General features: G+C 42.7%; 12 protein-coding genes. 1 reads left to right on the plus strand and 11 read right to left on the minus strand.

All coding sequences use genetic code 11. The annotated features are described in order from the left end of the window. The first annotated feature begins 144 nt into the window (after positions 1-144). Positions 145-942 carry a tol-pal system YbgF family protein gene (locus tag ACO1B7_RS00760; RefSeq protein WP_004646724.1) on the plus strand — a complete coding sequence of 266 codons (798 nt, stop codon included), beginning with the start codon at positions 145-147 and terminating at the stop codon, positions 940-942. A 60-nt stretch (positions 943-1,002) separates the two neighbouring features. Here the strand turns inward: ACO1B7_RS00760 and lpxA are convergent, their stop codons facing one another. The 11 genes from lpxA to pyrH form a co-directional block, all read right to left on the minus strand. Further along, positions 1,003-1,791 (minus strand): acyl-ACP--UDP-N-acetylglucosamine O-acyltransferase, encoded by a 789-nt coding sequence (gene lpxA, locus ACO1B7_RS00765; RefSeq protein WP_004279876.1) that lies wholly within the window; start codon positions 1,789-1,791, stop codon positions 1,003-1,005. Then, positions 1,788-2,273: a 3-hydroxyacyl-ACP dehydratase FabZ gene (fabZ, locus tag ACO1B7_RS00770; RefSeq protein ID WP_026055766.1), complete on the minus strand. Its 486-nt coding sequence runs from the start codon at positions 2,271-2,273 to the stop codon at positions 1,788-1,790. The genes lpxA and fabZ overlap by 4 nt, the downstream gene beginning before the upstream one ends. 5 nt (positions 2,274-2,278) lie before the next feature. Then, positions 2,279-3,349: a UDP-3-O-(3-hydroxymyristoyl)glucosamine N-acyltransferase gene (gene lpxD / locus ACO1B7_RS00775; protein WP_180087273.1), complete on the minus strand. Its 1,071-nt coding sequence runs from the start codon at positions 3,347-3,349 to the stop codon at positions 2,279-2,281. Between the two features lie 3 nt (positions 3,350-3,352). After that, on the minus strand, positions 3,353-3,850 hold the full coding sequence (locus ACO1B7_RS00780) for an OmpH/Skp family outer membrane protein (RefSeq protein ID WP_180087272.1): 498 nt from the start codon (positions 3,848-3,850) through the stop codon (positions 3,353-3,355). Positions 3,851-3,930: 80 nt separating this feature from the next. After that, positions 3,931-6,375 (minus strand): outer membrane protein assembly factor BamA, encoded by a 2,445-nt coding sequence (gene bamA / locus ACO1B7_RS00785; protein ID WP_180087271.1) that lies wholly within the window; start codon positions 6,373-6,375, stop codon positions 3,931-3,933. Positions 6,376-6,414: 39 nt separating this feature from the next. After that, the gene (gene rseP / locus ACO1B7_RS00790) at positions 6,415-7,770 is read right to left on the minus strand and encodes an RIP metalloprotease RseP (RefSeq protein ID WP_071852161.1); all 1,356 of its coding nucleotides are present in this window, start codon (positions 7,768-7,770) and stop codon (positions 6,415-6,417) included. 3 nt (positions 7,771-7,773) lie between these two features. Further along, positions 7,774-8,970, minus strand: coding sequence for a 1-deoxy-D-xylulose-5-phosphate reductoisomerase (gene ispC, locus ACO1B7_RS00795; protein ID WP_005266614.1), 1,197 nt, complete (start codon positions 8,968-8,970; stop codon positions 7,774-7,776). Then, on the minus strand, positions 8,971-9,795 hold the full coding sequence (locus ACO1B7_RS00800; RefSeq protein ID WP_004279883.1) for a phosphatidate cytidylyltransferase: 825 nt from the start codon (positions 9,793-9,795) through the stop codon (positions 8,971-8,973). Positions 9,796-9,798: 3 nt separating this feature from the next. Continuing rightward, positions 9,799-10,551, minus strand: a complete 753-nt coding sequence (uppS, locus tag ACO1B7_RS00805; protein ID WP_004646714.1) for a polyprenyl diphosphate synthase — start codon at positions 10,549-10,551, stop codon at positions 9,799-9,801. Positions 10,552-10,558: 7 nt separating this feature from the next. Beyond that, entirely contained in the window at positions 10,559-11,113 is a 555-nt protein-coding gene (frr, locus tag ACO1B7_RS00810) for a ribosome recycling factor (RefSeq protein ID WP_004279885.1), read from the minus strand. 80 nt (positions 11,114-11,193) lie between these two features. Continuing rightward, a complete protein-coding gene (gene pyrH / locus ACO1B7_RS00815) occupies positions 11,194-11,922 on the minus strand; it encodes a UMP kinase (RefSeq protein ID WP_004279886.1) in 729 nt (242 codons plus the stop codon). Between the last annotated feature and the right edge of the window lie 28 nt (positions 11,923-11,950).

Consider the following 11,950-nt stretch of genomic DNA (forward strand, 5'->3'; position numbering starts at 1 on the left):
TCAACACTCAGATTCACATGATCTTTGTAAAACCTTGTTGCATTTTCTAAAAATGCCGTTTTTAATGTGTGCAATGTATATGAATGATCTACTTTGAAAAGATGAGCAGCGGATCCGCATCTCACAAAGAATTATGGAAATTTTATGATGTTTAAAAAGACCGTATTGTGTGCAGTGACAGCACTCTTTACCACGCCTCTATTTGCCAATATTCCGATTGAATCGCGCGGCTTGAGCCAAGCTACGAATCAAACCGCAGTAAATACCCCAGCGGCAATTGCGGCTGGTGCAACTCCAGCAGTTCAAACCAATACCAGCTGGCAAATCATGCAAAAGAACCAGCAGCTCGAAAATGACTTGCGGATTTTGCGCGGTAAAATGGAAGAACAGGAAAATGAGATTGAACGGCTCAAAAATGAACTGACCAATCGTTATGCCGATCTCGATCAGCGTCTCGAACTATTGCAGCAAAAAATTGAACCTGCTGAAGACAATCCAACGGAGGAAAACCCACAGGATACTGCACCCAGCCTAAACACAAATAAGGTCAATACAGCAAGCAGCGGAAAGCAACCTGCTGAGCTAGAAAAGGCAGCTTATACCGTGGCTTTAGATGCTTATAAAAATGGCGGTGCAGCCAAAGCCATTGCACCGATGCAAAACTTTATTAAAAACAATCCGAATAGCGTTTATATCAGCAATGCCTATTTCTGGTTAGCGGAATTCAATCTGGCGATTGACCCGCCAAAATTTACTGAAGCGAAACGTAATTATCTGATTGTCGTTGACCGTTACCCAAATTCTGCAAAAGCCTCCACTGCCCTGTATCAGCTTTATAACATCAGCAAAGATGTTGAAAAGAATACTACGCTTGCATCGCAATACAAAACAAAGCTATTGAAGAATTATCCGAAAGCTGAGGAAATTAAATTTCTTAAGTAAAATAGAAATTCCCAAAATAAAAAAGACACCTTCAGGTGTCTTTTTTATTACCTCAAACATTTAGCGCACAATGCCGCGCTTCGACTGTTCAAGAGAGTCAATTAGACGTTGTACTTCAGCCACTTCCGGCAAAATTCCTGTACGGATCTGCTCGATTGCTTCCTGAGTCGTTAAACCTGATTTATAAATCAGTTTAAAGGCATCACGTAAACCGCTGATTACGGTCTTCGACCAGCCTTTACGACGCATGCCTTCAATATTCATGGCAAATGCATGCGCAGGATTACCTGAAACCATCACATAAGCCGGCACATCTTTCAAAATCAGTGATGCACCACCAATCATGCTATAAGAATCAATCTTACAGAACTGATGAATGCCCGAGTTTCCGCCAATGACGACGTAGTCCCCGACATGGACATGTCCAGCCACACCGACGTTATTGGCAAAGATATTATAATCTCCAACCATACAGTCATGTGCAATATGAGTATTGACCATGAGCAGGTTATGACTACCGATCTTGGTCAGGCTCTGGTCCTGAACCGTACCACGATGCAGACTGCAATGCTCACGAATCTTGTTGTGATCGCCAATCTCAAGCCAGGTTTCTTCACCAGCATACTTAAGATCCTGACACACCTCGCCTACACTGGCGAACTGGAAAATTTCATTATATTCACCTATACGCGTATAGCCACCCACCACCACGTGTGAATGAAGTTTGCTACCCGCACCAATAGTGACATTTGGCCCGATAATACAATATGGGCCAATTTCTACATCAGCAGCAATGACTGCTGACGGGTCAATAATGGCAGTTGGATGAATAAGGGGATTATTGCTCATGCCTGCTCGACTTTTTGATGCGAAACCATAATTTCCGCGGTTGTTGCGACGACGCCATCTACAGTGGCAATACAATTATATTTGTAAATGCCCCGCTTTTGCATCACTAATTCAGATTTTAAAACCAATTGGTCACCTGCAACCACCTGTTTTTTAAATCTAACTTTTTCCGCACCGGCAAACAGGAACAAAGAACCCTCACTTGGCACTTCATTATTCATCACAAAACCCAGAATTCCAGAGATTTGTGCCAGCGCTTCAACAATTAGTACACCTGGCATAATTGGATAATTCGGAAAATGGCCCTGTAAAAACTCTTCATTAATTGAGACGTTTTTATAACCAACAATGCCATTATCGGTAATTTCGACAACGCGATCAACCAATAAAAATGGATAGCGATGGGGCAAATATTCACGAATCTTTTGAATATTCATTGGCAATTCAGGCTTCGTGAATGTAGGCAAATTCGACTCTGTCATCATAATTATTTACGCAACTTAAATGTTGATTCAATGGACTCAATCTGAGATTGCATATAATCTAGTCGTTTGATCACCTGGGTCAATGGCACATCTGCTAATTGTCTGAGGCGAACCACGGTACGTTTCCATTTCTGGTTTTCAAACAGACCAATCCCGGATGAATATTTTCCAGCTTCAGAAATATTATTTGTCACCATTGACATTCCGGTCAACGTCACATTATCGGCAATATTCAAGTGTCCAGAAATCGCAGAGGCACCACCAATGATACAGTTTTTGCCAATTGAAACACTTCCTGCAACGGCAGTTTTTGCAGCAATCGCGGTATGTGCACCAATTTTAACGTTATGCGCGATTTGCACAAGATTATCAATAATAACACCCTGTTGCAAAATCGTATCATCCAGTGCACCACGGTCTACGCTACAATTTGACCCAATACGCACATCATCCTCAATGCGTACAGAACCTAATTGCGCAATACGGTGCCATTTACCTTGATAAGGTGCAAAACCAAACCCTTCGCTGCCAATCACGCTATTAGCATGAATACGCACCCGATTACCAATTTTTGCTGCGCCGGTGAGGGTCACATGTGAGTCAATAAAACAGTCCTGACCGATTTCGACATCATCATCGATCTGCACATGCGCCTGAACAATCGTATTCGCACCCACGACACAATGCTCACCAATCACCACATAATGACCAATATAAGCATCGTCCGCGATCATTGCCGACGGGTGAATTTGAGCCGTACTTTCAATGCCACGCTGGCGATGTTTTTTCTCAAAGACATGCGTCAGAATCGCAAAAGCCAGATAGGGATTTGCCACAACAATAAAGTTTTGATGTGAAGTTATCTGTTGTTTTAGTTCAGTCGTGACAATTAAAGCACCTGCCTGACTTTGATTGGCCTGCTCTACATATTTATCGGCATTCACAAATGCCAGATCGTGTGAAGTTGCCTGTTCAAGACTGGCCAAAGCGCTCAAACGCAAATCTGTCTGACCTATGCACTCGCCTTGAACCAGGCGAGCGAGATCAGCTAACTGAAGCTGTTGATGATTCATTGATTATTTAATTGCATTAACCTTTTGAATCATTTTATCAGTTAAATCATATTTAGCATCATAAGCAAGTGCTGAATTTTTATTTAAAACCACATCGAGGTTATTTTCTCTACGTAATTGTTCAGCAATTTGCTTTATACGTGCATCAAATACAGCCCGGATCTGCTGAATCGAGCTTTGAACATTCGTCTGTACAGATTGTTGTAACTGATTCAATTCTTGCAACTTAGCCTGATATTGCGCAGACATTTTCTGTTTTTCAGTCTCACTGAGCTTGGTATTGGATTGAGCACGTTGCTGTAAAGCTTCCAGCTCTTTGCTGAGTTGCTCAATCTTGGTGGTTTGTGGCTGAATTTTTTGCTGAAATATCGTGTTTTGTTGTTTCAGATATGTACTACCTTCAACCACACGCTCCAAGTCAATTACCCCCATGCTAGCCGCTTGAGTCAAAGGAGCAACACTTGACAAAGCCAGACTCATTGCCATAATCATTTTTTTCATATTCTTACTCATTCAAAAAAATTTGCTCACAAAACCTGCAGGCTTTATGAGCAAAATTTAGTTTCTAGGTCAAAACGATTTTAGAAAGTACGTCCAATTTCGAACTGGATGTTTTTAGTATCATCACCGTCTTTTTTATTCAACGGATAAGCATAGCTAAGTGATAGTGGGCCAATCATGGTGATCCAGGTGAAACCTGCACCCACGCTATAGCGCATATTGCCGGCATCAAAATCAAAGTTGTCTTTACAGTATTGACGTAAGTCAGCAGATTGTGAAACATCACAGTTTGTGTCAAAAACTTGCGCACCTTCTGCAAAAAGAACCGGACGAACCTGACGAGCCCAATCCCCTTTAAATGGCACTGGAAGTACCAGCTCAGTACCAAATTGCACTAGAGCATTACCACCCACTTCCTCCGGATCAAAGTTGCTTAAGCCCGCATTTTCTGCATAGACACTGTCATACTTTGGACCTAGAGTACTGTTCTCATAACCACGAACTGAACCGAAACCACCAGCATAGAAATTCTTGTAAAATGGCAGGTCATTACCATAACCCAACTTACCATAACCGCGCAGGACAAAATCTTTGCCTAATGGGAAAAATGCCTGAGCGTCATAAGTGACTTTTTGATACTCGACATCACTGCCTGGCAATGCAATTTCAGCATTCACACGATGTGACATGCCCGTTGTCGGGAACATTGGACGGTTTAAAGTATTATAAGACCAGCCCAAGTTTAAGTTATAAGTTAAATACTCGCCTTGAAATCTGTCTGGTTTTGACACTGTTGTACAAGGATTAGCATCATCTATACAATAAGGACTCTGGCCTATTGATTTACCATCATTAGCTAAAAGGTAGTCACGAACATAGGTGGATACACCATTACCAGTGGTTACTTCAGTCTGATCAACATTCAGACCCAAGCTGACACTCTGGTTTTCATCAATTGGATAACCAAAGTTAATCCCACCACCAAAACTGTCTGTCACATAGTTGTTGACGTTATAGTCATCATCCAGCTTGGTTTTACGGTAATACATGTTATAACCGCGACGCACACCATCAATGGTGAAGTACGGGTCCATCACGCTCAAGTTATAATAATCTTGAGTTTCAGAACGCGACAAATCGATTGAAACACTATTACCGGTACCCAAGAAGTTGGTCTGGCTTAAGCCTGCCTGGAAAGTCACACCACCACTTTGCGAGAAACCGACAGCCAAAGTACTAGTACCTGAATGCTGCTCTTCAACGGCAACATTCAAGTCCACCTGATCTGGTGCACCCGGAATACGTGCAGGTTTGATATCGACAGTTTTAAAGAAACCGGTACGCTCTAGACGGACCTTAGACAGGTCAATTTTTTCATTACTGGCAAGCGCACCTTCCATTTGGCGCATTTCACGACGTAATACTTCATCTGCAGTTTTCGTATTGCCAGTGAAATTAATACGTCTTACCGTAACTTGCTGACCCGGATTAATATAATAATTTAGATCAACCAGTTTGGTTTCGTTGTTAATTTGAGGAACAATATTGACTTCTGCATAGTAATAACCTGCATTACCATACTTACGCTGCAATAACTGCTTAACCGCGTTGACTTTTTCCTGCGAATAAATTTCGCCTTCTTTGAAAATTTGTAAAGCCTGTAATTCTTCAGTCTTATAAAGTGCATCACCTAAATATTTGGTTTGACCAAATTTAAATTGTTCGCCTTCATCCACAGAAACTTCGATGAAAACATTCTTTTTATCTTCACTCAAGTTCAGGCTGGAATTGGTAATATTAAAATTGATATAACCGCGATTCAGATACATGGCACGCAAAGCTTCTAGGCTCGCCGCCATCTTTTCACGTGCATAACGGTCATTACGCGAAATGACCGAACTCCAGCCACTTTCTTTTACGGCAAAGGCCTGCTTGATATCAGACTCTTTAAATACGGTATTCCCGATAATATTGATATCGAAAACTTTAGCCGCTTTACCTTCAATAAAATCAATCAGCAATTCAACACGGTTATTTGGTCGAGGCGTCGTGGTGACCGTAATATCGGCATCATAACGACCTTGCTGCATGTATTGCTGTTCAAGTTCAGTTTCAATAGTTTGCAGCGCTGATTTTTTCAGCACTTCGCCTTCAGCCAGACCCATTTTTTTCAGGCCTTCTTCAAGCGCTTCCTTAGGAATCAGCTTATTGCCTTTCAATTCGATTTTCGAAATAACCGGGCGTTCAACCACTTGGAAAACCAAGGTATTGCCCTGCTGAACGGCTTTAATGTCATCAAACAGGCCTGATGCATACATGCTACGAATTGCATTGGCAATGATTGGATCATTGACCCGATCACCACTGTTAATTGGCACTAGGCCATACACATTGTCAGGAGTTAAACGTACTAATCCATCAAATTTTATATCTTGTACAATGAATTCATCTGCTGCATATACTTGTTGTGCTACTGCCATTGCACTAACGAGTGCCAGAGGCATAAATAAATGTGTGTGCTGCATGCCAGTCTTTTCCGCTGTTAATTTATTCCATTTACGTTGTTATAAACGCATAAAATCATTAAATAATGCCAGAAGCATCATACTGCCGAGCAGTACCATACCAATTTTTAGTCCAACCAATTGTATTTGTTCGGAAACAGGTTTACCACGAATTAATTCAACAAAATAGTAAACCAGATGTCCGCCATCAAGCATTGGAATGGGTAGTAGATTTAATATTCCTAAACTTACACTCATTAGCGCCATAAAGGAAATAAAAGTTTCCCAGCCCATTTCTGCGCTTTGTCCTGCCACTTTGGCAATGGTAATTGGACCTGATAAATTATCCAGACCAATCAGACCGCGTACCATTTTGACAATCGAGTTCAGAATCATCGAAGATAAATGTGCTGTTTTATCAAATGCCATTACCAGTGCTTCGCCTGGCGAGTAATGAATGGTCTGTTTATATTCTGCAGGAATGTTCAGTTTACCCGGATCGCTTTGTACGCCCAGCATACCAGTTACATTGCCCATATTGTCACGTTTACCTTGTGGCATGACTTCCAGCTGAACCACCTGATTTTCGCGTAGTACATCCATTTTGAGTAATTTTTCTGGAGATGCCTGTACCACCTGCACCACATCAAACCAGTCTTTCATCTGAACGCCGTCAATGGCCAGAATCTTGTCGCCTTCTTTCAAACCTTGACGGATGGCTGCACCATCTTCACTCAGTTTGCTGATCACTGCCGGAATTTCTGGCCGATAAGGCAAGAAACCCAGGCTTTCTAGTGGCGATTGACTTTGATCTTTTAAATAGTTTTGAATCGGCAACTGGAACAATTTGTTTTCACCAGCGCGATCTGCCTGAATAGAAACCACACCAGTTTCACCAACACGATCCACCAAGGCATAACTGAGTTTTTCCCAGGTTTCCACCTGAGTACCATCCACAGCTACAATTTTGTCGCCCGGCTGCATTTGTACGGTTGCAGCAGGCGTATTTGGTAAAATTTTGCCTACACGGGTATTGAGCTGTTCTTGTGCCGGTAAAAATAACACCCAGAATAGAAGAACTGCAAAAATCAGGTTGATTAATGGTCCCGCTGCCACGATGGCGATTCGTTTCCACGGATGCTGACGATTGAAGGCTTTGGGTAAGTCCTCTTCAGAGACATTACCTTCGCGTTCATCCAGCATCTTGACATAGCCACCCAAAGGCAAGGCAGACAATTGATACTGAATTCCGGATTTTTTCGAGGTCCATTTTAATAATGTTGGCCCAAATCCAATGGAATAGACCAATACTTTAACGCCCAGTTTACGCGCCACAATATAGTGACCGAACTCATGAATCGCAATTAAGGGACCGAGTAAGAGAATTGCAGCGGCAATCATAAACAAGGCATTCATATCTTAACTTCCTTTATTCACAACATATTGCTGTGATAAACCTCGCGCCATTTGATCTGCTTGCAAGATAGCCTCCAGATCATGTGCGGGTTGATTGTCCATCTGATTTAGGACGTGCTCAACTACCTGAGGAATTTGGGTAAATCTGATCTGTTGATTTAAAAATGCAGCAACTGCAATTTCATTGGCCGCATTTAAAATTGTCGGTGCAATTCCGCCACTCTGCATGGCCTGACGGGCCAATTTTAATGCAGGGAAACGGAGCATATCCGGTTCTTGAAAATTAAGTTGTGAATGCATAAACAGATCCAGTGGCGCCACATGCGTACTAATACGCTCAGGCCATGCCAAAGCATGTGCAATAGGCGTGCCCATATCCGGATTACCCATTTGTGCCAAAGTCGAACCATCAACGTATTGAACCATGGAGTGAATAATACTCTGTGGATGCACAACAACTGTAACAAATTGTTCTTGAACTGCAAACAAATGACAGGCTTCGATCAATTCTAAGCCTTTATTCATCAAGGTAGCAGAATCGACTGAAATTTTTTGACCCATGGACCAGTTAGGATGCTTGCAAGCTTGGGCAGGTGTGACCTCTTCAAGTTGCTGTATGCTGTGGTTCAGAAACGGCCCACCCGACGCGGTCAGCAGAATCTGGGATACACCCAGTTTGGGCTTGCCATGACGCTCTGCCTCAAAATAATGCGGTGGCAGACATTGGAAAATCGCGTTATGTTCGGAGTCAACGGGAAGCAATAAGGCACCATGATCGCGCGCTGCCTGCATCATGATGTCACCTGACATCACCAAGGCTTCTTTATTGGCCAGCAGTACGCGTTTACCCGCTTTCACTGCAGCCAATGTCGGCAACAAGCCTGCAGCACCGACAATTGCCGCCATAACGATATCAACATCCGCGTGTTCAGCCACAGCGATTAAACCGGCTTCATCTTGCAGAATTTCAATATCAGATAAATGGTGTTGCTGAAGTAGTTTTGAAAGTTCATCTACTTTTTCAGCCGGCACCACCACCACTTTAGGACAGTATTGCCGGCAAATTTCAACCAGCTCCTCGATACGACTTTGCGCGGTCACAGCAAAAACCGAGTATGCTTCAGGATGTCGCTGCAAGATTTTTAAAGTACTTTGACCAATGGAACCTGTAGCACCCAGTATACAAACTGCTTGTGACATTTATAAATCTACACCAATAAGTTTTAAAACAGCCATACCTGCTGCAAAGATTGGAGCTGCAGCAAGCAAAGAATCAATACGATCCAGTACTCCGCCATGTCCTGGCAAAATTCGACCTGAATCCTTAATACCGGCACGACGTTTGATCATGGATTCAAACAGGTCACCCAGTACCGAACTAAATACTGTAACGACAGATAAAATCAGGAATAAAATTAGTTCTGGCCAGGTCATATCCAGATAAAGCAAGGCGACTGCCGTTACAATCAGCATTGAGGTAACGATACCGCCATACAACCCTTCTACCGATTTGTTGGGACTAACATTCGGCGCCAACTTTTTCTTGCCGAATTTACGACCCACAAAATATGCACCACTATCTGCGCCCCATACCAGTAAAAACAGGTACATCAGCCACCACGGTGAACTTTGCCAGACAGAGAAAATTGCAGTAACCGCAGCAGAGATCAGAACTACGCCGATTCCGTGCAGGCTGGCGTTGTACCAGCCATCATATTCAGGATAGGTTTTAACCCAGTAAATGCTGAGCAACCAGGTAATTATAGAAGCTACCCATAACAATAAGGCAACTTCGGCAAAATACAATGCCAAAGCTGAAAGTGCCGCAGTGAGCACTCCATATCCCCAAGCAACAGGTTTGATGACATGTTTAAATTTTCGCGGCATGAGTTTGAACCACTCATAGCCGGCCACCCCAGCAGCAAGAACCATCAATACAAACATTGGATAATGTGATTCGGTAGCAAACATACAGCTCAGTACAACTGCTACCAACACCAATGCGGTTATAATCCGCTCAAACATGTATTAATTCTCAAGTTTTTCCTGATGAATCTGTTCTGATGTTTTACCAAAACGACGTTCACGCCCACCAAATACGGCAAGTGCATCATCAAGTTCTTCAACGGTAAATTCTGGCCATAGCGTCTCAGTGAAATAAAGCTCTGCATAGGCTGCCTGCCACAACAGGAAATTCGAAAGACGGAAATCTCCACCCGTACGAATCAGCAGATCAACTGCAGGTAAATCACCGAGGCTGACATATTGACCAAATACATCAGTATTAATTGCATCAAGATCTAATTTATTTGTTAAAACATCGCTGGCAATTCGCTGTGCAGCTTGTGCCATATCCCACATACCACCATAACTGATTGCAATAGTGAGTGTCATACTATTGAAATTAGCAGTCCTTTCTTCGGCATGCAACATAAGTCCCTGTAATTCTGGGGACAAACGGCTGCGATCACCGATAAAGCGTAAGGCAATATTGAATTTTTCCATGCGGGGCAATTGTTCATGAATGGTATCAACCAGCAATTTCATGAGCAATTCAACTTCAAACTGTGGACGATTCCAGTTTTCACTTGAAAAGGCAAATACAGTTAAAGCCTGGATATTTCTTTTTTTACAGTGTTCAACAATCGGATCCAGAACCGTTTTTCCTTCACGGTGTCCATCACCTTTTTGCATCTGATTTTTTTTGGCAAAACGATTGTTGCCATCCATGATGATGGCAACATGTTTCGGAAGACGGGGATTTTCTTCAGCAACGGTCATCGATGAATTAGACCTTCATCAATTCAGCTTCTTTCGCAGCCAAGCGCTTGTCAACTTCAGCAACAAATTTGTCGGTAATTTTCTGGATTTCGTCAGCAGCACGACGCTCTTCATCTTCAGAAATTTCTTTTTCTTTCAACAAAGCTTTGATATCGCCCAATACATCACGACGAATGTTACGGATCGCTACTTTGGCATTTTCTGCTTCATTACGCGCAACTTTTTGCATGTCACGACGCGTTTCTTCAGTCAACGCAGCCATCGGTACACGAATCGCATCTGCTGTAATTGGGTTTAGACCCAAATCAGATTCACGAATCGCTTTATCAATTGCAGAAACCATTGAACGTTCGAAAGGCTGGATTAACAAAGTACGTGAATCTTCAACACCTACGTTTGCCACCTGGTTCAATGGAACGTCTGAACCATAGTAAGAAACCATCACGTTATTTAAAATTGATGGATGCGCACGACCGGTACGAACTTTTGCAAAACCATGCTCTAGAGATTCTAGAGTTTTGTTCATACGGTCTTCGCTGTCTTTTTTAAGATCGTTAATCATATGATCTTCCTTACTTAATTCTTGAAAAGAGGTTATTACTAAATTAGCGTGTAGTATAAAGTGCTTTGGTGCTCACGTCATTAATTGGTAACGTGAGTCCCTTCTTTTTCACCCATCACAACGGAAAGCAATGCGCCAGATTTATTCATATCGAATACTTGTAGCGGCACGTTGTGATCACGACATAAACAGATTGCAGTTAAGTCCATTACACCCAGCTTTTCGTCCAGAACCTGGTCAAAAGTCAATGTGTCATATTTAACCGCATCATCATATTTGCTTGGATCTTTGTTATATACGCCATCAACTTTGGTCGCTTTCAAGATCAAGTCTGATTCGATTTCAATACCACGTAAACAGGCAGCTGTATCTGTCGTAAAGAACGGATTACCTGTACCTGCCACGAATACACACACTTCACCCTGAGTCAGGTGACGGATTGCATCACGGCTTGAGTAAGACTCAACCACGGCACCAATTGGCAATGCAGACATTAAACGGGTTTTAATATTACGGCGCACCAAAGCGTCGCGAAGTGCCAAACCGTTCATGACTGTTGCTAGCATACCCATCTGGTCGCCAGTTACACGACCAACTAGACCATCTTTTTGTAGCTGGCTACCGCGATACAGGTTACCACCACCCACAACAATACCTACTTGTACGCCTAAACCCACGAGGTGCGCAATAGAAAGTGACATCTGATCGAGCACTTGTGCATCGATCCCCATGTCTTTATTGCCTGCCAGCGCTTCACCAGAAAGCTTTAACAGGATGCGACCAAAGCGTGGCTTTTTAGAATCCAACATCATCAAACTCCAAAGTATTCAATTTAAA

It is taken from the genome of Acinetobacter lwoffii (assembly GCF_049367455.1).
Taxonomy (GTDB): Bacteria; Pseudomonadota; Gammaproteobacteria; order Pseudomonadales; family Moraxellaceae; genus Acinetobacter; species Acinetobacter lwoffii_W.

Excerpts from the sequence above, each read along its gene's own strand:
- ispC (WP_005266614.1), bottom strand. The coding sequence starts at position 8,970 with ATGTCACAAGCAGTTTGTATACTGGGTGCTACAGGTTCCATTGGTCAA.
- ACO1B7_RS00800 (WP_004279883.1), bottom strand. The coding sequence starts at position 9,795 with ATGTTTGAGCGGATTATAACCGCATTGGTGTTGGTAGCAGTTGTACTG.
- ACO1B7_RS00780 (WP_180087272.1), bottom strand. The coding sequence starts at position 3,850 with ATGAAAAAAATGATTATGGCAATGAGTCTGGCTTTGTCAAGTGTTGCT.
- bamA (WP_180087271.1), bottom strand. The coding sequence starts at position 6,375 with ATGCAGCACACACATTTATTTATGCCTCTGGCACTCGTTAGTGCAATG.
- frr (WP_004279885.1), bottom strand. The coding sequence starts at position 11,113 with ATGATTAACGATCTTAAAAAAGACAGCGAAGACCGTATGAACAAAACT.
- fabZ (WP_026055766.1), bottom strand. The coding sequence starts at position 2,273 with ATGACAGAGTCGAATTTGCCTACATTCACGAAGCCTGAATTGCCAATG.
- lpxA (WP_004279876.1), bottom strand. The coding sequence starts at position 1,791 with ATGAGCAATAATCCCCTTATTCATCCAACTGCCATTATTGACCCGTCA.
- ACO1B7_RS00760 (WP_004646724.1), top strand. The coding sequence starts at position 145 with ATGATGTTTAAAAAGACCGTATTGTGTGCAGTGACAGCACTCTTTACC.
- pyrH (WP_004279886.1), bottom strand. The coding sequence starts at position 11,922 with ATGTTGGATTCTAAAAAGCCACGCTTTGGTCGCATCCTGTTAAAGCTT.
- rseP (WP_071852161.1), bottom strand. The coding sequence starts at position 7,770 with ATGAATGCCTTGTTTATGATTGCCGCTGCAATTCTCTTACTCGGTCCC.
- uppS (WP_004646714.1), bottom strand. The coding sequence starts at position 10,551 with ATGACCGTTGCTGAAGAAAATCCCCGTCTTCCGAAACATGTTGCCATC.
- lpxD (WP_180087273.1), bottom strand. The coding sequence starts at position 3,349 with ATGAATCATCAACAGCTTCAGTTAGCTGATCTCGCTCGCCTGGTTCAA.